The 23,599-nt window shown below is 68.0% G+C and carries 24 protein-coding genes; 15 read left to right on the forward strand and 9 right to left on the reverse strand.

Translation table 11 applies throughout. The features are described 5' to 3' along the window. Positions 1-15 precede the first annotated feature (15 nt). Complete coding sequence (locus tag ABE488_RS13115) at positions 16-1,638, reverse strand: oligopeptide:H+ symporter (RefSeq protein ID WP_346444045.1); 1,623 nt, start codon at positions 1,636-1,638, stop codon at positions 16-18. A gap of 182 nt (positions 1,639-1,820) precedes the next feature. Between ABE488_RS13115 and ABE488_RS13120 the strand changes: the two genes are divergently transcribed. The 3 genes from ABE488_RS13120 to ABE488_RS13130 all read left to right on the forward strand — a co-directional run bounded on the left by ABE488_RS13120 (position 1,821) and on the right by ABE488_RS13130 (position 5,019). Further along, a complete protein-coding gene (locus ABE488_RS13120; protein WP_346448793.1) occupies positions 1,821-3,602 on the forward strand; it encodes a M14 family metallopeptidase in 1,782 nt (593 codons plus the stop codon). Positions 3,603-3,613: 11 nt separating this feature from the next. After that, entirely contained in the window at positions 3,614-4,468 is an 855-nt protein-coding gene (locus ABE488_RS13125) for an endonuclease/exonuclease/phosphatase family protein (RefSeq protein WP_346444042.1), read from the forward strand. A gap of 197 nt (positions 4,469-4,665) precedes the next feature. Next, positions 4,666-5,019, forward strand: a complete 354-nt coding sequence (locus ABE488_RS13130; protein ID WP_346448795.1) for a YbaY family lipoprotein — start codon at positions 4,666-4,668, stop codon at positions 5,017-5,019. 139 nt (positions 5,020-5,158) lie between these two features. On the opposite strand, the gene ABE488_RS13135 is transcribed toward ABE488_RS13130, so the two are convergent. The 5 genes from ABE488_RS13135 to ABE488_RS13155 form a co-directional block, all read right to left on the reverse strand. Further along, complete coding sequence (locus ABE488_RS13135) at positions 5,159-6,559, reverse strand: replicative DNA helicase (protein WP_047135784.1); 1,401 nt, start codon at positions 6,557-6,559, stop codon at positions 5,159-5,161. 778 nt (positions 6,560-7,337) lie between these two features. Continuing rightward, positions 7,338-7,790 (reverse strand): 50S ribosomal protein L9, encoded by a 453-nt coding sequence (gene rplI, locus ABE488_RS13140; protein ID WP_346444038.1) that lies wholly within the window; start codon positions 7,788-7,790, stop codon positions 7,338-7,340. A 151-nt stretch (positions 7,791-7,941) separates the two neighbouring features. Then, the gene (gene rpsR / locus ABE488_RS13145) at positions 7,942-8,172 is read right to left on the reverse strand and encodes a 30S ribosomal protein S18 (RefSeq protein ID WP_047135782.1); all 231 of its coding nucleotides are present in this window, start codon (positions 8,170-8,172) and stop codon (positions 7,942-7,944) included. 11 nt (positions 8,173-8,183) lie between these two features. Next, positions 8,184-8,627: a 30S ribosomal protein S6 gene (gene rpsF, locus ABE488_RS13150; RefSeq protein WP_183425435.1), complete on the reverse strand. Its 444-nt coding sequence runs from the start codon at positions 8,625-8,627 to the stop codon at positions 8,184-8,186. Between the two features lie 394 nt (positions 8,628-9,021). Next, the gene (locus ABE488_RS13155) at positions 9,022-10,341 is read right to left on the reverse strand and encodes an MFS transporter (RefSeq protein WP_346444036.1); all 1,320 of its coding nucleotides are present in this window, start codon (positions 10,339-10,341) and stop codon (positions 9,022-9,024) included. A 180-nt stretch (positions 10,342-10,521) separates the two neighbouring features. On the opposite strand from ABE488_RS13155, the gene cyoA reads away from it, so the two are divergent. Genes cyoA through ABE488_RS13180 form a run of 5 tightly spaced genes read left to right on the forward strand, consistent with a single transcriptional unit; the run spans position 10,522 to position 15,580 of the window. Further along, on the forward strand, positions 10,522-11,724 hold the full coding sequence (cyoA, locus tag ABE488_RS13160) for a ubiquinol oxidase subunit II (protein ID WP_346444035.1): 1,203 nt from the start codon (positions 10,522-10,524) through the stop codon (positions 11,722-11,724). A 42-nt stretch (positions 11,725-11,766) separates the two neighbouring features. After that, the gene (gene cyoB, locus ABE488_RS13165) at positions 11,767-13,779 is read left to right on the forward strand and encodes a cytochrome o ubiquinol oxidase subunit I (protein WP_346444033.1); all 2,013 of its coding nucleotides are present in this window, start codon (positions 11,767-11,769) and stop codon (positions 13,777-13,779) included. A 1-nt stretch (position 13,780) separates the two neighbouring features. Continuing rightward, positions 13,781-14,431: a cytochrome o ubiquinol oxidase subunit III gene (gene cyoC, locus ABE488_RS13170; protein ID WP_346444031.1), complete on the forward strand. Its 651-nt coding sequence runs from the start codon at positions 13,781-13,783 to the stop codon at positions 14,429-14,431. After that, the gene (cyoD, locus tag ABE488_RS13175) at positions 14,428-14,811 is read left to right on the forward strand and encodes a cytochrome o ubiquinol oxidase subunit IV (protein ID WP_346448797.1); all 384 of its coding nucleotides are present in this window, start codon (positions 14,428-14,430) and stop codon (positions 14,809-14,811) included. Before cyoC ends, cyoD begins: the two co-directional genes overlap by 4 nt. Positions 14,812-14,830: 19 nt before the next feature. After that, a complete protein-coding gene (locus tag ABE488_RS13180) occupies positions 14,831-15,580 on the forward strand; it encodes an SURF1 family protein (protein WP_346448799.1) in 750 nt (249 codons plus the stop codon). 59 nt (positions 15,581-15,639) lie between these two features. Here ABE488_RS13180 and ABE488_RS13185 read toward each other — a convergent pair whose 3' ends face one another. Next, positions 15,640-15,978, reverse strand: coding sequence for an iron-sulfur cluster assembly accessory protein (locus ABE488_RS13185; RefSeq protein WP_346448801.1), 339 nt, complete (start codon positions 15,976-15,978; stop codon positions 15,640-15,642). Positions 15,979-16,092: 114 nt separating this feature from the next. Between ABE488_RS13185 and asnS the strand changes: the two genes are divergently transcribed. Genes asnS through ABE488_RS13200 form a run of 3 tightly spaced genes read left to right on the forward strand, consistent with a single transcriptional unit; the run spans position 16,093 to position 18,120 of the window. Then, positions 16,093-17,490 carry an asparagine--tRNA ligase gene (asnS, locus tag ABE488_RS13190; protein WP_346445381.1) on the forward strand — a complete coding sequence of 466 codons (1,398 nt, stop codon included), beginning with the start codon at positions 16,093-16,095 and terminating at the stop codon, positions 17,488-17,490. 7 nt (positions 17,491-17,497) lie between these two features. Then, positions 17,498-17,800, forward strand: coding sequence for a hypothetical protein (locus tag ABE488_RS13195; protein WP_346448803.1), 303 nt, complete (start codon positions 17,498-17,500; stop codon positions 17,798-17,800). A 20-nt stretch (positions 17,801-17,820) separates the two neighbouring features. Next, complete coding sequence (locus ABE488_RS13200) at positions 17,821-18,120, forward strand: hypothetical protein (RefSeq protein WP_346445379.1); 300 nt, start codon at positions 17,821-17,823, stop codon at positions 18,118-18,120. A gap of 54 nt (positions 18,121-18,174) precedes the next feature. On the opposite strand, the gene ABE488_RS13205 is transcribed toward ABE488_RS13200, so the two are convergent. Together ABE488_RS13205 and ABE488_RS13210 are read right to left on the reverse strand one after the other, a co-directional pair. Further along, positions 18,175-18,699: an XRE family transcriptional regulator gene (locus tag ABE488_RS13205; protein WP_346448805.1), complete on the reverse strand. Its 525-nt coding sequence runs from the start codon at positions 18,697-18,699 to the stop codon at positions 18,175-18,177. A gap of 36 nt (positions 18,700-18,735) precedes the next feature. Further along, a complete protein-coding gene (locus ABE488_RS13210; protein ID WP_346448807.1) occupies positions 18,736-18,948 on the reverse strand; it encodes a hypothetical protein in 213 nt (70 codons plus the stop codon). A 97-nt stretch (positions 18,949-19,045) separates the two neighbouring features. Here ABE488_RS13210 and ABE488_RS13215 point away from each other — a divergent pair, with 97 nt between their 5' ends. The 4 genes from ABE488_RS13215 (at position 19,046) to ABE488_RS13230 (ending at position 23,595) form a co-directional block, all read left to right on the forward strand. Then, a complete protein-coding gene (locus ABE488_RS13215) occupies positions 19,046-20,365 on the forward strand; it encodes a S41 family peptidase (RefSeq protein WP_346448809.1) in 1,320 nt (439 codons plus the stop codon). A 66-nt stretch (positions 20,366-20,431) separates the two neighbouring features. Continuing rightward, positions 20,432-21,217, forward strand: coding sequence for an SDR family oxidoreductase (locus tag ABE488_RS13220; RefSeq protein ID WP_346448810.1), 786 nt, complete (start codon positions 20,432-20,434; stop codon positions 21,215-21,217). 80 nt (positions 21,218-21,297) lie between these two features. Continuing rightward, positions 21,298-22,107 carry a DNA-formamidopyrimidine glycosylase family protein gene (locus tag ABE488_RS13225; protein WP_346445375.1) on the forward strand — a complete coding sequence of 270 codons (810 nt, stop codon included), beginning with the start codon at positions 21,298-21,300 and terminating at the stop codon, positions 22,105-22,107. Positions 22,108-22,167: 60 nt separating this feature from the next. After that, complete coding sequence (locus ABE488_RS13230; RefSeq protein WP_346448812.1) at positions 22,168-23,595, forward strand: aldehyde dehydrogenase; 1,428 nt, start codon at positions 22,168-22,170, stop codon at positions 23,593-23,595. Positions 23,596-23,599 lie beyond the last annotated feature (4 nt).

Raw genomic sequence — 23,599 nt, forward strand, 5'->3', positions numbered from 1 at the left:
TTCCGGGTGGACGGATCAGGCGACACGGTAGTGGTCCTGCATGGGATAGCGCCGTGCGTACGCCGCGAACGCCAAGGCGGCCAGGAACGCGAAACCGGCGAAGAAGAACATCAGGAAGGCGTTTTCGCTCAACCCCGACGATGCGATGTACGCGGTCACCGCCTCGTTGCGCACGCCGGCATTGGTCAACAGCACCCACAGGCTTCCGAAAGTGCTGGTCAGGTACCAGAACGCCATGATCACGCCCTTCATCGCCTGCGGAGCCTGGCTGTAGGCGAACTCCAGCGCAGTCGCCGACACCAGCACCTCGCCGAAGGTCAGCAGCAGATACGGCAGCGACTGCCAGGCCAGCGAGACCTGTTCGCCGCCATCGATCCACAACTGGATCGCGCCGGCGGCGATCCACGCCACGCCCGAGAACGCGATGCCCCAGCCCATACGGCGCAGCGGCGTCACCGACAGCCCCATCGCGCGCAGTGCCGGGTACAGCACCAGATTGTTGAACGGGATCAACAGCATCACCAGCAGCGGGTTGAGCGCCTGCATCTGCGCTGCGTCCTGGATCAGCCAGCTCGGCCACCACCAGGCCGCGTGCGGGATCACCATCTCGCGGCCCTGGATGATCCAGGTCGAGGCCTTCTGGTCGAACAGCGACCAGAACGGCGTGACCAGCGCGAATACGATCAGGATCCGCAGCACCGCGCGCACGCCGTCGACCGCGGCATCGGGGTGCGCGCCGCGCGCACGCTCGAGCTGCATCGAGGCACCGACACCACCGGCAGCGATGATCACACCCAGTGCCAGACACGCCGAAATGACGAAATTGAAGGACTCGGCCCATGCCGACGGCACCACGCCCACCGCCGACAGCGCCCACAGCACGAGCAGCAGCGCGGCGACCGCGAGGCCGAACAGCGCAACCAGCAGGCCAGGACGGCCCGCCCCCGGGCGCTCGGCACGCAGCGCAGTCTTGACCACCTCGAAGAACGCATGCGGATCGCGACCGGCCGGCGGCACGTCGATATAGCGTCGGCGCCCGAGCCAGAACACGAACGTGGCGATGAACATCAGGATGCCGGGGATGCCGAAGGCCACGGCCGGCCCGAAATGGCGCAGGAACAGCGGTGCCAGCAACGACGCGAAGAACGAACCGAAGTTGATGATCCAGTAGAACGCGTCGAAGACCAGCTTGGCCTTGTCCTTGTTGCTCTGGTCGAACTGGTCGCCGCAGAACGAGACCACCAACGGCTTGATGCCGCCCGAGCCGAGCGCGATCAGGAACAGGCCGGTGTAGAAGCCCGCGGCATTGTTCTCAAACAGCGCAAGGCAGGCATGACCGGCGCAGTAGATCAGCGAGAACCACAGGATGGTGTGGTACTTGCCGAAAAACCGGTCGGACAACCACCCGCCCAGCAGCGGGAAGAAGTACACGCCGATCACGAACATGTGGAAGATGTCCTTGGCCGCGCCGTCGCGCTCCGGCCCCTCGGGCAGGTAGGCCAGCAGCACCGAACTGATCAGGAACGGCACCAGGATGTTGCGCATGCCGTAGAAGCTGAAGCGCTCGCAGGCTTCGTTGCCGATGATGTAGGAGATCTGGCGGGGCATGCGGCCCGCAGTGGTCTGGACGGTCGTCATCGGCACGTCGAAGGCAGTCTGGGAACCCGACAGCCTACCCGATCCTCGCGTCCGGCCCGCGACTGCCATGCCCGCCGGACGGCGGCAAGTGCCGGGCGCTGGGCCATCGATCGCGACACCTGCCCTTGGGCGGGCGCGCCCGGCCGGGCATCATGCGTCGTCGTTCTCCTCCGGACCGCCCCATGTCCTGCCGCCCGTTCCTGCCGCTGTTGCTCGCCGCCGCACTCGTCGCGCCGCTGCCGTCCGCCTCGGCCAGCGACGATCCGCGTATCACCGTGTCCGAGCGCAGCGGCTTCGTCGAGACCGGCCGCTTTGATGAGGTCGTGCGCCTGTGCGCCACCTTCGCCCGCCTGCATCCCGATGCGGTGCGCTGCACCCAATTCGGCACCACGCCCGAAGGCCGGCCGATGCAGGCGCTGATCGTCAGCCGCAGCGGCACGCTCGACCCTGCCCAGGCGCGTGCGCAGGGCATTCCGGTCGTGCTGATCCAGGGCGGCATCCACGCCGGCGAGATCGACGGCAAGGACGCCGGCTTTCTGGCGCTGCGCCAGGTGCTCGACGGCGACGCCGCGCCCGGCGCGCTCGACGCGCTGGTCTGGGTGTTCGTGCCCGTATTCAGCGCCGACGGCCATGAGCGGTTCGCAGCCTGGAACCGTCCCAACCAGCGCGGTCCGCGCGAGATGGGTTGGCGCACCACCGCGCAGAACTACAATCTCAATCGCGACTACGCCAAGGCCGAGTCGCCGGAGATGCAGGCGATGCTGGCACTGGTCGAGGCCTGGGATCCGATCGCCTATGTGGACCTGCACGCGACCAATGGCGCGCAGTTCGAACACGACATCGCGGTGCAGGTCGAACCGCTGCATTCGGGCGATGCGCAGATGCGCAGCGTCGGGCGCACATTTCGCGATGCGGTCATCGACGACCTCGCGCGCCAGGGCGCGCTGCCGCTGCCCTACTACCCGTCGTTCGTCGAATCCGACGATCCGGCCTCGGGCTTCGAGGACGGCGTGTCCCCGCCGCGCTTTTCGACCGGCTACTTCCCGCTGCGCAACCGGGTGGCGATGCTGATCGAGACTCACTCGTGGAAGCCCTACCCGGTCCGCGTGGCCTTGACCCGCAACACCGTGGTCTCGGTACTCGAGCAGATCGCCCGCCATGGCCGCGATTGGATGCGCGTGGCAGCCGACGCCGACGCCCGCGCCGCCGCGCTCGGCGGCACCCCGCTGCCGCTGGACTGGCAGGCCACGGCGCGCGCGCGGATGGTCGACTTCCGCGGCTATGCCTACACGCGCACGCTGTCGGAGGTGTCGGGCGCACTGATGACGCGCTACGACGAGACCACGCCGCAGATCTGGCACGTGCCGCTGCGCGACGAGATCGTGCCGTCGCTGAGCGTCGTGTTGCCGCGCGCCGGCTACATCGTGCCCGCCGCCCACGCGGCCAGCGTCGCCCAGGCACTCGACCGCCACGGTATCGCCCATTCGACGCTCAAGCGCGCCCATCCCCAGCTCGCCGTCGACACCTTCCGCGCCGAGCGCACCGCGTTCGGCACCGCCCCGGTCGAGGGCCACCAGCGGCTCACGCTCGAAGGCCGCTGGCGCGCCGAGCCGCAGGACATCGGCGCCGGCGCGCTGTACGTACCGATCGCACAGCCGCGCGCGCGGCTGGTCGCCGCGCTGCTCGAGCCGCAGGCGCCCGATTCGATGGCCGCCTGGGGCCGCTTCAACACCCACTTCGAGCGCAAGGAGTACATGGAGGATTACGTCGCCGAAGCGGTGGCGCGCGAGATGCTGGCCGCCGATCCGGCGCTCGCCGAGGACTTCCGGGCCCGGCTGCGCGACGATCCGGCCTTCGCGGCGGATCCGCGCGCACGCCTGGCGTACTTCTATCGTCGGCACAGCGCCTGGGATGCGCGCTACAACCTCTACCCCATCGTCCGCACCGACCTCACCCCCGAATGACCGGAGCCGCCATGTCCCCGTTGTCCCGCCTGATGCGTCACTGCCTGCCCGCGGCGTTGTCGCTGCTCCTCCTCGCCGCCTGCACCGGCACCGGCGGCGCCAAAGCCGAACCGGCGACGCCGCGCACCCTGGACGTGGTCACGCTCAACATCTACCACGACAAGGCCGACTGGCCGAAGCGGTTGCCGCTGATCGTCGAGCAGCTGCGCGCGCTCGATCCCGATATCGTGGCGCTGCAGGAAGTGCTGCAGACCCAGACCCTGCGCAACCAGGCGCAGACCATCGCCGCCGAGCTCGGCTACGCGGTGCAGTTCGTCTCCACCGACCCGGCCGACCAGGCGCACCGCTACGGCAATGCCTTGCTCACCCGGCTACCGGTGAAGGCGCAGGATTGGCATCGGCTGCAGCCGCATGACGACTCGCGCAGCATCGGCCACGCACGCCTCGACATCGATGGACGCCCGCTCGATGTCTACTTCACCCACCTGCACTGGACGCTGGAGGGCGGCGCGATCCGCGACGTCCAGGTCGCTGACGCACTCGACTTCGTGGCGCGGACGTCCGCGCAAGCGCCATCGCTGATCCTGGGCGACTTCAACGCGCCAGCCAGCGCACCCGAGTTCGCGGCGCTGCGCGCACGCTACATCGACGCCTATGGCACGCTGCACCCGGAAGCCGACGGCGCCGGCGTGACCACGCTCAATCCGCACTTCTTCGACTACCGGTCACGGATCGATCTGGTGTTCGCGCAGCAGGACCGGTTCGAGATCGAGGACGCCCAGGTGGTGCTCGACACGCCGGACGCCGAGGGCACCTGGCCGTCCGACCATTTCGGGACCTGGGTCCGCCTGCGCCTGCGCCCGTGACCATGGCCGGTCCAGCGTTGCGCCGCCATTGCGCTGGCGACGCGCATGCTGGTCGGCCTCGCCACCGTGGAGCCCATCCGATGTCCCCGACCCGCCCCGTCCTGGTGTTTGCCCGTATCGCCGCCGCAGCGCTTTCCGTGGCGCTCCTCGGCGCCTGTCAGACCCCGGCCCCAACCGTCGCCGCAGGAGCACCATCGATGACCGACACCATGCCGCAGCCGTCGCTCACCCTGCAGGGCGAAGCCGTCTACTTCGAGAAGATCCTGATGCCCGAGGGCTCGCGGCTCGATGTCCGCCTGGTCGACCCTGCCCGCACGGGCGAGGCGCGGGTGCTGGCCGAACGCAGCACGAGTGTCGGCGCCGGACCCTACGCGTTCGAACTCGTCGTGCCGCGCGCGCGTCTGCACGGCGCGGTCGCCCTGGAAATCGCCGTGTCGATGCCCGACGGCACGCCACGCTTCCGCACTGAGGATGCCGTGCCAATCGCGATCGATCCGGCCAACGTCGGGGTGCACGTGGGCCGCGTGCGGCTGCATCACGTCCAGCCGTAAAGCGATGCCGGAAACGAGGCTGCGCGCCGCATGACCGGCGGCGGCCTCGACATCGGCGCGCCCCCTGCGTGCGTTCGCCCGTCTCCGGGCGCGACACCACCCCGCCCCCCCCCAATGAAGAAGACACGACCGCGTCGTGTTACTCGAAGCTGCCGATCGAGTCGTGCGAGAGGTTGTCGAAGCGCGTGTACTCGCCGAAGAACTTCAGCTTGACCGAGCCCGTCGGGCCGCTTCGCTGCTTGCCGATGATGATCTCGGCCAGCCCCTTGTCCGGCGAGGTTTCCTTGTTGTAGTAGTCGTCGCGGTAGATGAAGATGATGATGTCGGCGTCCTGCTCGATGGCGCCCGACTCGCGCAGGTCGGCCATCACCGGACGTTTGTCGGCGCGGGTTTCCAGCGAACGGTTGAGCTGGGACAGCGCGATCACCGGCACATTGAGCTCCTTGGCCAGGCCCTTGAGCGAGCGCGAGATCTCCGAGATCTCGGTCGCGCGGTTCTCGCTGTTGCCCGGTACCGACATCAGCTGCAGGTAGTCGATCACCACCAGCCCCAGATCGTGTTCGCGCTTGAGGCGGCGACACTTGGCGCGCAGCACGTCCGGCCCCAGACCCGGCGTGTCGTCGATGAAGATCTTGGTCTCCTTGAGCATGCGGATCGCGCTGCTCACCCGGCTCCAGTCCTCGTCCTCGAGCTGACCGGTGCGCAGGCGCGTCGCATTGACGCGGCCATTGGAGGAAATCAGACGCAGCGCGAGCTGACTGGCCGACATTTCCATCGAGAACACGCCGACCGCTTTCTTGGTCTTGATCGCCGCGTACTCGGCGATGTTGAGCGCGAACGTCGTCTTGCCCATCGCCGGGCGCGCGGCCAGGATGATCAGGTCGGTCGGCTGCAGGCCGGCAGTCATCTCGTCGAATTCGGTATAGCCGGTCGGCAAGCCGGTGACCCCGCCGCCGTTGTTGTAGCGCGTCTGCAGCACGTCGAAAGCGTCGGCCATCGCCTTGTTGATCGCGGTGAAGTCGCTGCGCCCCTGCGCACCAGCCTCGGCGATCTTGAACACCTGCTGCTCGGCCTTGGCCAGGATCTCGCTGCTGTCGCGGCCCTCGGGCTGGAAGCCGTCGTTGACGATCTCGGTGCCGACATCGATCAGCTGACGCAGGATGGCCTTGTCGCGCACGATCTCGGCGTAGGCGCGGATGTTGGCCGCAGACGGCGTCGTGCTCGCCAACTCGCCCAGGTACGCGCCGCCGGCGACCAGCTCCGACAGCCCGTTGGACTCGAACCACTCGCCCAGCGTCACCGCGTCGAACGGCTTGTTCTTCTCGGCCAGCTCCTGGATCGCGGCGTAGATCTTCTGGTGGTCGCGCCGGTAGAAATCCTCCGACACCAGCAGGTCGGCAATGCGGTCGTACGCATCGGGCACCAGCATGAGGCCGCCAAGCACGGCCTGCTCGGCCTCGACCGACTGCGGCGGAATGCGCAGCTGTTCGACGCGCGCATCGGCACGGTGGTCATTGCGGTACTCGGGACGTGCGGACATGGCGTGGACTTCAGAAAGAACGGATTACGGCAAGTGGCATGCTAGAGCGCGGGCCTGTGGACACGCGACCCCATAACCTGTGGATAAGCCTAACGATGGGCAGCTTCACAACGGGTTATCTCGCGGACTGAGACGACTTCTTCGGCGGCTGCGAGTACCCGGCCGGGATTGCTCCTCGGCTCGGTCAGTCATCCCTGACTGACTCGCCGCCGCGGACCATCCATGGTCCGCTCTCCGCAACGCCCGGCCGAGCCCTCGCCCGCGAGTTGGGACGATGCAGACCTCGAAAGCTCATGCGCGCTGCGGTTGGATGCCTCAGACGGACCAAACGCCTGTGAAAAGCGCTGCTGCGTGAGGCATTTCCGAAGGCACGAAAGCCTAAGGCTTGCTGCAAGCGGCGAACTGGGGGGTCATGGTCGCGCCGAGCGCGCCATGGGTGAGCCCGCTCTGCTTGCGCGGCATGCCGCGCGAGTGGGCGAACGCCCGGCGCGCTGCGCCGGGCCGGACCGATCCGCAAAGCTGAGCGGGCGCGCGCCCGAGTCAGGGCAGGGTGAGTGGGGACGGCTTGCGCGGCATTGCCGCGCGTCCACATGAACGCACGGCGCGCTGCGCCGGGCCGGACCGCGAAGCGGCCCTGACCGAGGGAAGAGCGACCGTGGCCCGGCAGGCCGATGCGTGGTCCCCGAAGCCAAAGCCCGGCACAAGCGACCAAAACAGGACACCCAAACGAAAACGGGCGCCTTGCGGCGCCCGTCTAAGGACCACCCGATCCGATGGATCAGGCGACCTCGCCTTCGATGATCACCTTGACGGTGGTCTCGGCATCGGCGTGCAGGTGCACGACCACCTCGTACTCACCGGTGGTGCGGAACGCGCCCTCACCGAGCACGACCTCCGACTTCTCGACCGGTGCGACCGCCTTGGTCAGGGCGTCGGCGATCTCGCGCGGACCGACCGAACCGTACAGCTTGCCTTCGGTCGACGCATTGGCGTAGACGGTCACGCTGGCACCCTCGAGCTTGGCCAGACGCGACTGCGCCTCGTCGAGCTGCGCCTTGGCCTTGGCCTCGTACTCGGCACGGCGGGTCTCGAACTCGGCCAGATTGGCCTCGGTCGCCGGCACGGCCTTGCCCTGGGGCACCAGGTAGTTGCGGCCATAGCCCGGCTTGACATTGACCTTGTCGCCGAGGTTGCCGAGGTTGGTGACCTTCTGCAGGAGAATCAGTTGCATGGTGTAGCTCCGTATTCGTTAGCGGCGCCCCAGGCGCCGCAACGATTGCTGTCCGAACCGGACGGAATGATGGTGCAGAACGGTGTCGCCATCCGCTTTTTTTTAAAGTCCGGCCATCGAAGGCCGGGCTTTGGCGGAAGGACCCGCAGCTTCACACATTGTGGTTGTCGGTGTACGGGATCAGGGCCAGGTAACGGGCGCGCTTGACGGCCGTGGCCAGCTGGCGCTGGTAACGCGACTTGGTGCCCGTGATGCGGCTGGGAACGATCTTGCCGTTCTCGGTCAGGTTCTGGCGCAGGGTGTTGAGATCCTTGTAATCGATCTCCTTGACGCCCTCGGCGGTGAACTTGCAGAACTTGCGGCGGCGGAAGAACTTGGACATGGACGTGCTCCTCAGGCGGCTTCGGCGTTGGTGTCGGGCTTGTCGGACTTGTCGCCGTCGGCGTCGCCGCCGGTGGACTCGCCCTCGTCATCGCGACGACGACGCTCGCCACGCTCGGGCTTGTCGCCCTTGTCGTCCTTGTTCTTCATGATCAGCGACTGCTCGGTGTCGGCCTCTTCGCGGCGGATCACCAGGTGACGCAGCACGGCATCGTTGAAGCGGAACGCCTCGACGAGCTCGTCGAGACCGGCCTGGCCGACCTCGATGTTGAACAGCACGTAGTGGGCCTTGACCAGATTGTTGATCGGGTAGGCCAGCTGACGGCGGCCCCAATCTTCCAGACGGTGGATGGTGCCCTCGGCGCCTTCGATCATCGACTTGTAACGCTCGATCATCGCGGGCACCTGCTCGCTCTGGTCCGGGTGGACCAAGAACACGACTTCGTAATGACGCATAGTGGTTTCCTTTCGGATATCGACCGCGCCGGTCGGCGGCGGTCCGGATAGCCCCCCGCGTGCGCAGTGGGGCAAGGGCCTCCCGGCGCCTGGGCGCAGGGAGCCGGCAATTCTCACAGATTCCCCGCCTCCGGGCAAGCGCGGGGCATGCGCAGGTGGTCCAGCGCGCAGGTGCGACACTCGGTCGCAGCCCTGTCGCAGGCGGGCATGGTGAAATGGACACCCGGCCACCGCGACATCGGAGCGCACCCCAAGCGGACGCGCCCGAGTCGAGCCGCAGGCCCCTCCCCGCCTCTCATGCCCGGATGTTTCGGGCCCGGACGAACGCATCGTGCAGACCGCCGCCCTTGACCGAATCGACCGTGCGCCCGACTGGGCGCACGGTGCGTGGGGGTCAGCGCACGGTTTCCAGCGTTCGGCTGAAGCCCAGCGCAGCCAACGTCACGACCGCGCCCGACAGCAGGTAATAGCCCACGTACTCCAGCCCGAATCGGCTGCACACGCCCAGCGCGACCAGCGGCGCGAAGCCCGCGCCGAGCAGCCAGGCGATGTCGGATGTGACCGCCGCGCCGGTGTAGCGGTAGATGCTCTCAAAGCGCGAGGCGATCGCATTGCTCGCCTGGCCGAGCGACAGCCCCAGCAGCGCGAAGCCCACGACGACGTAGGTCGTGCGGCCAGCGGTCGTGTCGTCGCCCAGCAGGCGGGAGGCGAAGAAGCTGAAGATCGCGATCAGGACCGCCGCGATCGCCAGCTGCCCGCGGCGGCCGACCCGGTCGGCCAGCAGGCCCGACAGCACGATGCCCACCCCGCCGACCACCGCGCCCATCAGCAGGCTGACCAGGAAGTCGCCCGGGTCATGGTCGGTGTAAAGCGTGGCCCAGCTCAGCGGGAAGATCGTCACCAGGTGGAACATCGCGTAGCTGGCCAGCGGAATCAGCGCACCGAGCAGGACCTGACGCGGATGCGTGCGGATGGTCTCGCCGATCCGGCGGGGCTGCAGCTCCTGCTGTCGGAACAACTGCACGAACTCCGGCGTGACCACCAGACGCAGCCGCGCGAACAGCGCGACGACGTTCAGCGCCAGCGCCACGAAGAACGGGAAGCGCCAGCCCCAGGCCATGAAGTCCTCATGGCCGAGGAAGCGGGTGAACACCAGGAACATGCCAGCCGCGAGCATGAAGCCGAACGTCGCCCCCAGCTGCGGCACCATGGCGTACCAGCCGCGGCGTTCTCTGGGCGCGCTGAGCGACAGCAGCGACGGCAGCCCGTCCCAGGCGCCGCCCCAGCCCAGCCCCTGGCCGAAGCGGAAGACTGCCAGCAGCACCGGCGCCAGCAGGCCCGCCTGGGCGTAGCTGGGCAGGAACGCGATCGCCATGGTCGAGCCGCACAGCAGGAACAGGGCCACGATCAGCTTTGCGGCCCGACCGAAGTTGCGGTCGATGGCCATGAACACCGCCGAGCCGATCGGGCGGGCGATGAACGCCAGCGAGAAGATCGCAAACGACTTGAGCGTCGCCTGCACCGGGTCGCTGTCGGGAAAGAACAGATAAGGAAACACCATCACCGAGGCGATGCCGTAGACGAAGAAGTCGAAGAACTCCGACGTCCGGCCCATCACGACCGGGAAGGCGATCTTCCCAGGCGAGATCTCCAGGTCGTCGGTCTCCGGCGCATCGTCCAGCCCGGTGGTGGCTTGCTGTGCGGTTCCGCTCATCTGCGCGCTCTCTCCGGTCGTCATGGGGGATAATGCACCGCATTGTGAACCCCAAACGGGCCCACCACGCAAGGTGCGCAGCAGCACGCGTCCGCGCCCTGCCCTGATTCCACGCTAGCCGCCGCCACGTGGCGCCTCCGTCAAGCCGTCTTTCCCTTTTCAGTCGTTGATCTCCCGCCAATGAAATCCTTCCTTCGATTCTCGGTCCTGTTCGGGGCCGCCCTGCTGCTGTCCGGCTGCGACTGGGTGCTCATGCGGCCGTCCGGCGACATCGCCTTGCAGCAGCGCGACCTGATCCTGCTGTCGACGGTGCTGATGCTGCTGGTCATCGTCCCGGTGATCTTCCTGACGTTCTTCTTCGCATGGAAGTACCGCGCGTCGAACAGGAACGCCGAGTACGCGCCGGACTGGCACCACTCCACGCGCCTGGAGCTGATCATCTGGTCGGCACCGCTGGCGATCATCCTGGTGCTCGGCACGGTGACCTGGATCGCCACCCACAAGCTCGACCCCTATCGCCCACTCGACCGGATCGACTCCAACACGCCGATCGCCGAGGGCGTCGAGCCCTTGGTGGTCGAAGTCGTCGCCCTCGACTGGAAGTGGCTGTTTCTGTATCCCGAGCAGGGCATCGCGACGGTCAACGAGCTCGCCGCGCCGGTGAACGTGCCGATCGAGTTCAAGATCACTTCCGCGTCGATGATGAACTCGTTCTTCATCCCCGCGCTGGCCGGCCAGATCTACGCGATGACCGGCATGGAGACCAAGCTCAACGCCGTGATCAACGCCGAGGGCGTCTACAAGGGCTTCTCGGCCAACTACAGCGGCGATGGCTTCTCGCACATGCACTTCGACTTCCACGGCATGAGCCAGGAAGGCTTCGACGCCTGGGTGCGCAAGGTGCAGGCCGACCAGACCCCGCTGGGCCGTCAGGAGTACCTGGTGCTCGAGAAGCCTTCCGAGCGCGAACCGGTGCGTTACTTCGGCAACGTCGACCCGGCGCTCTACGAGGCGATCCTCAACATGTGCGTGTCGCCCGGCTCGATGTGCATCCACGAGATGATGCATATCGACCGCTCGGGCGGCGGCGGCGTGGACAGCCATGCCAACTACGCCCGGCTGCGCTACGACAACCGCCACGCCGACGAACCGATGGCCGCTCCTGGCGCGACGTTCCCCGAGGCCGGCCGCGAAGCGCGTGGCGACGAGCCGCAGGGCCACCAGCCGCGAGCCGTTTCGCCCGAGGAGCCGACACCGCAGCCCACGCCCTCGAGCGAAGGCGCCGACGACAAGGGCGTGCAGCCGATCCCGCCGGGACAGGCACCGCAGCAGCAAGGCGCGCCCGGCAAGCCGGACGACGACGGCGGCCCCTCAGGCCGCTGATCCCGGATCGCATCACCGAATCCAGTACTAGGCAGGAACCCCATGTCCGCACCCCAGGACCAGCTCAACTCACCGTGGCTCGGGCGTCTTTCGCTCGAGTCCCTGGCCTTCCTCCACGACCCGATCCTCGCGGCGACCTTCATCGGCACTGCGCTCGGCGGCATCGCGCTGCTCGTGCTCATCACCCGGTACCGCCTCTGGGGCTACCTGTGGAAGGAGTGGTTCACCAGCATCGACCACAAGAAGATCGGGATCATGTACTGCATCCTGGCGCTGGTGATGCTGCTGCGCGGCTTCTCCGACGCCGTGCTGATGCGCGCGCACCAGGCCCTGGCCTCGGGCGGTGGCGAAGGTTTCCTGCCCCCCCATCACTACGATCAGATCTTCACCGCGCACGGTGTGATCATGATTTTCTTCGTGGCGATGCCGCTGGTGACCGGCCTGATGAACTACATCGTGCCGCTGCAGATCGGTGCGCGCGACGTCTCGTTCCCGTTCCTCAACAACTTCAGCTTCTGGATGACCGCCGCCGGCGCGGTGCTGATCATGCTGTCGCTGTTCGTCGGCGAGTTCGCGCGGACCGGCTGGCTGGCCTACCCGCCGTTGTCGGGCGCCGACTACAGTCCAGGCGTCGGCATGGACTACTACTTATGGGGGCTCCAGGTCGCGGGTGTCGGCACAACGTTGTCGGGCATCAACCTGATCGTGACGATCGTCAAGATGCGTGCGCCGGGTATGCGCTACATGCGCATGCCGATCTTCACCTGGACCTCGCTGTGCACCAACATCCTGATCGTCGCGTCGTTCCCGATCCTCACCGCGACGCTGGCGTTGCTGACGATGGACCGCTATGTCGGCACCAACTTCTTCACGAACGACTTGGGTGGCAACCCGATGATGTACGTGAACCTGATCTGGATCTGGGGCCACCCGGAGGTCTACATCCTGGTGCTGCCGGCGTTCGGCATCTTCTCGGAGATCGTCTCGACGTACTGCGGCAAGCGCCTGTTCGGCTATACGTCGATGGTCTACGCGACCGCGGTGATCACGATCCTGTCGTACCTGGTGTGGCTGCACCACTTCTTCACGATGGGCTCGGGTGCCAGCGTCAACGCGTTCTTCGGCATCACCACGATGATCATCTCGATCCCCACCGGCGCGAAGATCTTCAACTGGCTGTTCACGATGTACAAGGGACGCATCCGCTTCGACGTCCCGATGCTGTGGACGATCGGCTTCATGTTCACCTTCGTCATCGGCGGCATGACCGGCGTGCTGCTCGCGGTGCCGCCCGCTGACTTCGTGCTGCACAACAGCCTGTTCCTGATCGCGCACTTCCATAACACCATCATCGGCGGCGTGGTCTTCGGCCTGTTCGCCGGCATGGTGTACTGGTTCCCGAAGGCGTTCGGCTTCAAGCTCGACGAGTTCTGGGGCAAGGTCTCGTTCTGGTGCTGGCTGACCGGCTTCTGGGTCGCGTTCACCCCGCTCTACATCATGGGCCTGATGGGGGTGACCCGCCGCCTGAGCCAGTTCGAGGACACCTCGCTGCATCTGTTCTTCGTGGTCGCGGCGATTGGCGCGGCGCTGGTCGCGGCCGGCATTGGCGCGTTCATCATGTCGATCGTCCAGGCCGTGCGGAAGCGCAAGGCGCTGCGCGACGTCACCGGCGACCCGTGGGATGGCCGCACGCTGGAGTGGTCGACCTCGTCGCCGCCGCCGGCCTACAACTTCGCCTTCACCCCGGTGATCCACGAGATCGACGCCTGGGCCGACATGAAGCGTCACGGCTACAAGCGTCCGCTGGCCGGTTTCGTGCCGATCCACATGCCGCGCAACACCGGTGCGGGGGTCGTGCTGTCGGCGATCAGCGTCGCGCTGGCCTTCGGCCTGATCTGGCACATCTGGTGGCTGGCCGGCGCGTCGTTCGTGGCCCTGGTGGTCGCGGCGATCGCGCACACCTTCAACTACGACCGCGATTACTACATCCCCGCTCAGGACGTGATCGACACCGAGGAACAACGCACGCGCGATCTCGCGCAGCAGGCGCTCTGACATGGCACACAGCATCCAATCCACTTCCGGCGATACCGCCCGCGTCTACCACGTGATCGAGGACCCCCATGCCGAGGACGGGCATGGGCACCACCCCGAGACCGGGACCAACCTCGGCTTCTGGATCTACCTGATGAGCGACTGCCTCATCTTCGCGATCCTGTTCGCCATCTACGCCGTGCTCGGCCGCAACTACGCGGCCGGCCCATCGCCGGCCGACCTGTTCGACCTGAAGCTGATCCTGGTCGCGACGTTCATGCTGCTGTTCTCGTCGATCACCTACGGGTTCGCGATGTTGAATTCGTACAAGCAGAACATCCGGGGCACGATCGGCTGGTTGCTCGTCACCGGCCTGTTCGGCCTGGCGTTCCTGGGCATCGAACTCTACGAGTTCCACCACCTCGCCCACCTGGGCGCGACACCGCAGCGCAGCGCATTCCTGTCGGCGTTCTTCACCCTGGTCGGCACCCACGGCCTGCACGTGACGTTCGGCCTGATCTGGCTGGTGACGCTGGTGGTCCAGTTGCGCAAGCACGGGCTCAACGCCGCCAACAACCGCCGTCTGATGTGCCTGTCGATGTTCTGGCACTTCCTGGATGTGATCTGGATCGGCGTGTTCTCGTATGTGTATCTGATGGGAGTCGTGGGATGAGCACCGGAACCAACCACCACCCTGCCCACGAGGCGGCACACGACGCGCACGGCCATGGCAGCATGCGCGACTATGTGATCGGATTCGTGCTGTCGGTGATCCTCACCGTCATCCCGTTCTGGCTGGTCATGGGCGAGGTGATCGAGAGCCGTGTCTGGACAGTCGCACTGATCATGATGTTCGGCGCCATCCAGATCGTCGTGCACATGATCTACTTCCTGCACATGAACCGGAAATCGGAGGGCGGCTGGATCCTGATGTCGATGCTGTTCACCGGCATCCTCATCGTCATCGCGCTGGTCGGCTCGTTGTGGGTCATGTATCACCTCAACAACAACATGATGCCGATGTCGCCCGAGCAGATGCGCGCCGCGCCCTGACCGGACGCGACGCCTCCGCATGCACGTGCAACGCGCCCCGCAACGCCCGGCCCGACGCTGGGCGTTGCTGGTATTCCTGGTCGCCGCGACCGCCGGCTTCATCGCGCTGGGCCTGTGGCAGGTCGAGCGGCTGGGCTGGAAACGCGACCTGATCGCCCGGGTCGAGGCCCGGATCCACGCAGCCCCCACAGCGCTGCCGGCCGTCGCCGACTGGGACAGCCTGGACGTGGCCGATGCGCAGTACCAGCGCGTGACCGCCCGCGGGCGCCTGCTGCACGATCAGGAAGTCGCGGTCTACGCCTCCACCGAGCGTGGACCCGGCTACTGGATCATGACCCCGATGGCGACCGCGGACGGCGCGGTGTGGATCAACCGCGGCTACGTCGACAATGCGCATCGCCGACGCGACAGCCGCGCCCGTGTGGACGCCGCCGACGTCGTCGAGGTCACCGGCCTGCTACGCCAGCCCGACCGCGCCGGCCTGTTCGTGCGTGCCAACGTGCCCGCCGAGGACCGTTGGTATGCCCGCGTGCCGGTGGAGATGACTGCCGCGCGGCAGGTCCCGGCACCGGTGGCGCCATTCTTCATCGACGCCCAGACCTCGATCGACGGCGCCAACTGGCCGGTGCCCGGACTGACGATCGTGCAGTTCCGCGACAACCACCTCAGTTATGCGCTGACCTGGTTCGGCATGGCGCTGCTGACGCTGCTGGCGATCGGTTTCGTGCTGCGCAGCGAGTTCCGGCGCAGCGCGCCTGACGCCGCCTAGACGCGCACTGCCCCGGCGGGAACGTTCGCCCTGGCCGCCGAGGCCACCGGCCGAAGCGATCAGGCCTTGCCCGGATCGGTCGTGAAGCTTTCGCCGCAGCCGCACTCGGCGGCCGCATTGGGGTTGCGGAACACGAACTCCTGGTTCAGTCCCTTCTGCGCGAAATCGATCTCGGTGCCGTCGACCATCGGCTGGCTCTGCGCATCGACATAGATCCGCACACCGTCCTGCTCGGAGACCGCATCGCCGGGACGTTCCTCGTGGGCGAGGTCGACGACATAGCCCCATCCCGAGCAGCCGGTCCTGGCCACGCCGAAGCGCAACCCCAGCGCATCGGGGCTGGCGGCAAGGAAACGGCGGGCCCGTTCGAGGGCAGCGGGAGCGAGTGCGATGGCCATGGGACGAGTGTACTCCTGCGGTCGACAGCGGCAGCTGAGCGGACATCCGCGGCGCGGCGGCGGCACGGTAGACTGTGCAGCCATTCATCGGTGCGGATTTCCGGGATTCAAGGCATGACCACGACCAGCGTCCAACAGGCCCTCGCCGGCCATCTTCCCGAAGGCGGCGACGTCACCGTCCGTGGCTGGGTCCGCACCCGCCGCGACTCCAAGGCGGGCCTGAGCTTCGTCAACGTCAGCGACGGCTCGTGTTTTGCGCCGATCCAGGTCGTGGCGCCGCAGACACTGGCCAACTACGAGTCGGAGATCCGGCGGCTGACCGCCGGCTGTTCGGTGATCGCCACCGGCACGCTGGTCCGCTCGCAGGGCCAGGGGCAGAGCTTCGAGATCCAGGCGCGCGAGATCGAGGTCGTGGGCTGGGTCGAGGACCCGGAGACCTATCCGATTCAGCCCAAGGCGCATTCGCTGGAATTCCTGCGCGAAGTCGCGCACCTGCGCCCGCGCACCAACCTGTTCGGCGCGGTCACCCGCATCCGCCACTGCCTGGCGCAGGCGGCGCACCGCTACTTCCACCAGAACGGCTATTACTGGATCAACACCCCCATCGTGACCACGTCCGATGCCGAAGGTGCGGGCCAGATGTTCCGGATCTCGACGCTGGACCTGGCCAACCTGCCGCTGCGCGATGGCAAGGTCGACTTTTCGCGCGACTTCTTCGGCAAGGAGGCGTTCCTGACCGTGTCGGGCCAGCTCAACGTCGAGGCGTTCTGCCTGGCGATGAGCAAGGTCTACACCTTCGGCCCGACCTTCCGGGCCGAGAACAGCCACACCACGCGTCACCTGGCCGAGTTCTGGATGATCGAGCCGGAGATCGCGTTCGCCGATCTGGCCGAAGACGCACGCGTGGCCGAGGACTTCCTGAAGTTCCTGTTCCGCGCGGTGCTCGACGAGCGCGCCGACGATATGGCGTTCATCGCCGAACGCGTGCAGAAGGATGCGATCACGCGGCTGGAAAAGTTCGTCAACGCCCCGTTCGAGCGCATCGAGTACACCGAGGCGGTGGAGTTGCTGCGCAAGTCCGGGCAGAAGTTCGAGTTCCCGGTCGAATGGGGCCTGGACCTGCAGACCGAGCACGAACGCTGGCTGACCGAGCAGCACGTGGGCCGGCCGGTCGTGGTCGCGAACTATCCCGAGCACATCAAGGCGTTCTACATGCGCCTCAACGACGACGGCAAGACCGTCGCGGCAATGGACGTGCTGGCGCCGGGTATCGGCGAGATCATCGGTGGCTCGCAGCGCGAGGAGCGCCTCGACGTGCTCGATGCGCGCATGGACCAGTTCGGTCTCGACCGCGAGCACTACGGCTGGTACCGCGACTTCCGCCGCTACGGCACCGTGCCCCACGCCGGCTTCGGCCTGGGCTTCGAGCGCCTGATCGTCTACGTCTGCGGCCTGTCCAACATCCGCGACGCAATCCCCTACCCGCGCGCACCGGGGCAGGCGGAGTATTGACCACGCCGTGATTCTCTTCCTCGCCCTGTGCTTCTTCGGCGTCGCGATCGGCGGCGTGACCGCGTTCGTGATCTTCTGGCCGCTGTCGCTGGTGCACCTGCGCGACCGGCATCCGCAGGTGCGGGCGCGGTTCGCCGAGGGTGCATTCCTGCAGCCGGCGGCGCTGCGCTGGCTGCTGGCCGGTGGCTACTACGAAGTCCCCGACCGCCAGTTCACCGGCCTGGCCACCCCGGCGCGGATCTCGCTGATGGTGATCCTCGGCGCACTGACCGCCTGCGCGGTGCTGTGGCTGTGGTCGATCGCCCCCTGACCTTAGGAAGGACGTTTTCGATGACCCGCGACGAATGGTGGCTGGCGACGATCGGACGGACCGTGATCTGGGCGCGCCTGCGCGTGCTCGAGGCCGGCACCGCCGAGGTGTTCGACAGCGACGGCAACACCCTGCCCTACGACAGCGAGGACACCGCGCGCGCGATGCTGCTCGACGCCGAGTTCGTCGCCTGGGACGGGTTGGACGCCGAGGATGCGCTCGAGCGCGGTTTCGCGCCCGGCGAGATCGCCCCGCCGCAGGCCGAGGACGACGCCCAACTGCGCGACCGCATGGTGCAGTCGCTGGGCGCGCGCGCCTGACCCGGAAGCCAGAAGAGCGACCCACCCGCAGCGAGCCACGTCGCCGCGGACGACCTACCACACCGTGCAGCGATAGAACCGCACCGGCGAGTCGGTCCGGTTGCTGTAAGCGTGCGTCGTCGCGCTCTCGAACACGCGCGCATCCGCCTCGATCTCGATCTCAACGTCGTCGAGTTCGAGCGTCAGCCGTCCCTGTAGCACGAAGAGCATGACGTGCCAACCCGCAGGGTCGGCGGCGGCCTGGTAGCGGTCGCCTGGCTGCAGCTGCCACGCCCACGCATCGACTTCGCGGACGGCGTTGACGCTCCAGCGCAGGATGCCACTGCCGCCGTGCGCACCCGTCCAGCCCAGCCGGTCCACCACCACGCTTCGCGGTGCGGAGGGGTCGGTCACCAATTCTGCGAGCGTGGCATCGAGCGCGATCCCGATCCGGTCCAGCGTCGCGGTGCTGACGCTGCTGGTGCCGGCCTCGATCGCGCCGATCATCCGCTGGCTGACACCCGAACGCGCCGCCAGTGCCTTCTGGCTCAGGCCGGCGGCCAAGCGCCGTTCGCGAACATTGTTGGCGACGAACGCCATGAAAGACGGGGTGACTTGACTCGGCAAAATATTGCCTCATAGGATACCGGCGGTATTTTGCTTATAGCGGGTCTGTCGCGTGCCGCCAACTTGCTCTTTCCGGGCGGCGTTCCTCGCCGCGATTCTGTTCGCGAGTACATCGGCCGCCGCTGCCGAGGCAGTGCCCGTGGCGCGTTCGATCACGCCCATCCAGGCGCGCGAAGACATCCTGCTGGCGATCGATGCGACCGAGGCGGCGCTGCCGGACATCCACTGGCATCAGTCGCCGGACGACTGGACGTCGGCCAAGGCGCGCGCACTGGCCGCGGCCGACGGCGCGCACGACGCAATGTCGGTATATGTGGCGGTGGCCGAACTGACGAGCCGGATCGGCGAAGGCCACCTGACCGTCCGCCCGGCCTCCGCAGCGGCGGCCCAGCAGCGACGCACCGCGCGGCTGCTGCCGCTCGACCTGCACTGGAGCACCGAAGGCATCTTCGTGAGCGAAGGCTACGGAGACGCGGCCGACATTCCGCTCGGCAGCCGGCTGCTGTCGATCAACGGCGAGCACGGGGACACTCTGCTGCAGGAACTGATGTCGCTGGTCGAGCACGACGGGCGGATCGCGACCGGCGCAATGCGCGAGTGCCCCGGCAGTTGCTATGCCGTACTTCGGCACAGGCGCCGCGGCACGGAGTCCGCATTCGCGCTGATCTATGCGCCGCCTGCGGGCGGGACCGTGCACAGGACCGTCGGCGCGCACCCCATGGCCGAACGCCCGCGTGCGCCCGACCGGGAGAGGCGGCGCGCCGCGCTCGAATGGCTGGCGCCCGGGCTCGCCTACCTGGAGGTGCCCTCTTTCTCCAACCGGGTCTATCGCGATGCGGGCACGACCTTCCGCGACGAGATGCGCCATCTGTTCGAGGAACTGCAGCGCGGTCGCGCCGAGCGTCTGATCCTCGATCTGCGCGAAAACGGGGGCGGCTCGGAACCGAACGAGAGCATCCTGTTCTCCTTCCTGGTCGACACGCCGCTGCGCAAATACCGCGCCGTCGACGCACGAGGCCAACGGATCAGCGTCGCGTCTGCGTCCGGACAGATCTTCGAGACGGAGGTCTACGACGAAGACGAAATCCATTTCCAACGTTCGGCCGGGGATGGTCGCCTGACCCGGCTCAATGTCCCGCCCGAGGGGCTGATGAGTCACTGGGCACCGTCCACACCAGTGTTCTCGGGCAGGCTCGTCGTTCTGGCCGGCGGCCGCACGTTTTCCGGTGCCGCCGAGCTGGCGTCGATGCTCCACCACGTCGGGCGCGCAGTGTTCGTCGGCGAAGAGGTCGGCGGCGCACACGAAGGCAACACCAGCGGCTACAGCTGGCCCCTGGTTCTGCCGCACAGCGGGGTCGCGCTGGGGATTCCGCTGCTGCGATTCCGGTTCGACTGGCCCGGTCTGCCCGCTGGCCGTGGCGTGCGGCCGCATTGCGACGTGCCGCCGAGCGTGGATGAGATCGGCGTGGCGCGCGACCGCGCCTGGCGCGTCGCCCGTGTCATCGCCCTGCAGGATTGGGGCACCCCGGACCGTGCCGTGTGCCCACCGCTCGCGTCCACCGGCAGCCCCCGGACACACCGCGCAACCGGATCGACGTCGGCGCCGAGGCCAGGTCCTCGCTCACGCCTCTTCGCGTAGTGGATCGTCAGGCTCGACTCGCGCGATCCTTACCGCACGTGCACATCCGCTCCAGGAGACCCGTCCATGGACCTCGACCTCACCGGCCGCCACGCGCTCGTCTGCGGCGCCTCCGAAGGCATCGGACGCGCTACGGCGCATGAGCTGGCCCTGCTGGGCGCCAGCGTGACGGTGCTCGCCCGGCGTAGCGATGCGCTACAAGCTGTATGCGAATCGCTGCCGGCGCCTGCCGGCCAGGCGCACCATGCGCTCGTCGCCGACATGGACGACCTGGAAGCTCTGCGGAGCCGTCTGGAGACGCACGTCGCCACGGTCCCGGCCCAGATCCTGGTCAACAATACCGGCGGTCCGTCCGGCGGGCCGGCGCATACCGCATCGGCCGACGCCTATCTGGGCGCGTTCCGGCGCCACCTGCTCGCCGGACAGGTTCTGGTTCAGGCGCTGCTGCCGGGCATGCGCGCCGCCGGCTGGGGCCGGATCGTCAACGTGGTCTCGACCTCGGTGCGCGAGCCGATCGCGGGCCTGGGCGTGTCCAACACCGTGCGCGGTGCGGTGGCCGGCTGGGCCAAGACGCTCTCCCGCGAACTGGCGGCCGACGGGATCACGGTCAACAACGTGCTGCCCGGCTACACGCGCACCCAGCGCATCGCGCAGATCGTCGCCGATCGCGCCGCGCGCAGCGGCCAGTCCGAGGATGCCGTCATCGCCGCGATGCAGGCTGCGGTGCCAGCCGGGCGTTTCGCCGAACCCGAGGAGACCGCTGGCGTGATCGCATTCCTCTGCTCGCCGGCCGCGGCCTACATCAACGGAGTCAGCCTCCCGGTGGACGGCGGGCGCATGGCCTCGATCTGAGCCCCCACGCGGCCGCCCCCCTCAACGCGGTGTCCGGCAGGGTCACGGCGTGACGACGCGCGGGCTGCTCCGATGCGCCCATGCCCGAAGGTCCGGAAACCCACGCCCTCGCCGACCACCTGTCGCAGTTGCTCGTCGATGAGACGCTGCGCTGCGTGCGGTTCGTCGATCCGGCGCTGCAGCGACGCCGCCGTCTGCTCGAAGGCCATCGGGTGCTGGCTGTCGAGGCGCGCGGCAAGGCGCTGCTGACCGCGGTCGACGGGGGCTGGACGCTGTACACGCACAGCCACCTGTTCGGCTTCTGGCGCTTTGTCGATACGCCCGAGGCCTTGCCGGGCGAGACCCGGCCGCGCGTGCTGCTGGTCACCGTGCGCGGTGTCGCGGCGCTCTATGCCGCGCCGTCGGTCTCGCTGTGGCGCACCGATGCGCTCGGCGACCAGCCTTACCTCGCCAAGCTCGGCCCGGACGTCCTCGATCCGGCGATCGACGCCAAAGCCCTGCTGGCGCACATGCGCGAACCGCGTTTCGGCAAGCGCACGCTGGCCGCACTGCTGCTGGCGCAGGACTTCGCGGCCGGAATGGGCAATTACCTGCGCTCGGAGGTGCTGTTCCAGGCGCGGCTGTCGCCGCATCGCATCCTGCAGGACCTGACCGTCGGCGAGCGGCGGCGGCTGGCCAATGCCCTGCTCGACGTGCCCCGGCGCGCCTATCGCGCCAAACTCGACGACACGCCGCCGCCGGGCAAGGATTATCTGGCGCGCACCCGGGCGACCTTCGGTTTCGCGGTGTTCGAGCGCGCCGGGGCGCCGTGCCCGCGCGGCGACGGCACCATCGCCGAGCTCCGCCTGGCCGGCCGCCGGCTGTACTGGTGCCCGGGCTGCCAACACTGACCCTGGAGCCGGGCCGGCCGCCCCCCCCGGCCCCGGCGCGCACTCAGGTAAGCTGGCGCCATGCAGCGGCTGACCCACTGGATCGACGGCGCAGCACGGGACCCGGCGGCGGATCGCTGGTGGCCGGTCCATGCCCCCGCGACCGGCCGGGTGTACGCCGAGGTCGCCGCGGGCGATGTCACCGATGTCGATCTCGCGCTACAGGCCGCCGAACGCGCCGCCCCCGGCTGGGCCGCGCTGCCCAACAGCAAACGCGCGGCCCTGCTCGAACGCTTGGCGTCGTTGCTCGAGGCCCGCAACGACGAGTTCGCCCACGCCGAGTCCCTGGACGGCGGCAAGCCGTTCGCACTGGCGCGCGATGCCGAGATCCCGCGCGCGGTCGCCAACCTGCGCTTTTTCGCACATGCCGCGACCCAGTTCGCCAGCGAATCGCACCATGGCGAGGCCGGCCTGCACTACACCCTGCGCCAGCCGCTGGGCACGGTCGCGACGATCTCGCCGTGGAACCTGCCGCTGTATCTGTTCACCTGGAAGATCGCGCCGGCGCTGGCGGCCGGCAACACGGTGGTCGCCAAGCCGTCGGAGATCACCCCGGCGACAGCGACATTGCTGGCCACGCTGTCGGCCGAGGCCGGATTGCCGCCGGGCGTACTCAACCTCGTCCACGGCACTGGCGCCGAGGTTGGCGAGGCGCTGGTGATCGACCCCCGGGTGCGGGCGGTGTCATTCACCGGCAGCACCGCGGTCGGGCGGCGGATCGGCGCGCTCGCCGGCGGCCTGCTGAAGAAGACCTCGCTCGAGCTCGGCGGCAAGAACGCCACGCTGGTCTTCGCCGACAGCGACTGGGAAGACCGGCTCGACACCCTGGTGCGCTCGGCGTTCCAGAACAGCGGCCAGATCTGCCTGTGCGGCTCGCGGATCCTGGTCGAGCGGCGCATTGCGGTGCAATTCGCCGAGCGCTTCGTCGCCGAGGCCACCGCGCTTCGCGTCGGCGACCCGATGGACCCGGATGTGCGCATGGGGCCCCTGGTGTCGCAGGCGCATTTCGACAAGGTGCTTGCCGCGCTGCAGCGCGCCCGCGACGAAGGCGGCCGGGTGTTGTGCGGCGGCCACGCGCTCGACCGCCCCGGCTGGTTCGTCGCGCCGACAGTCATCGACGGCCTGGGACCGGACTGCGCGACCAATCAGGAGGAAATCTTCGGGCCAGTGGTCACGCTGCAGACCTTCGAGGACGACGCGGAGGCGCTCGCGCTCGCCAATACCGGCCGCTATGGCCTGGCCGCGTCGCTGTGGACCCGCGATCTGGCCCGCGCCCACCGCCTGGCGGCCGCGCTGCGCGTGGGGATGGTCTGGATCAACGGCTGGCTGCTGCGCGACCTGCGCACCCCGTTCGGCGGCAGCGGCGACTCGGGGCTGGGCCGCGAAGGCGGGCTGGAGGCCATGCGATTCTTCACCGAGGCGAAGAACATCGGCCTGTCTCTGGAATAATGGT

The sequence above is a fragment of the Luteimonas sp. TWI662 genome, from assembly GCF_039673825.1.
GTDB lineage: Bacteria > Pseudomonadota > Gammaproteobacteria > Xanthomonadales > Xanthomonadaceae > Luteimonas.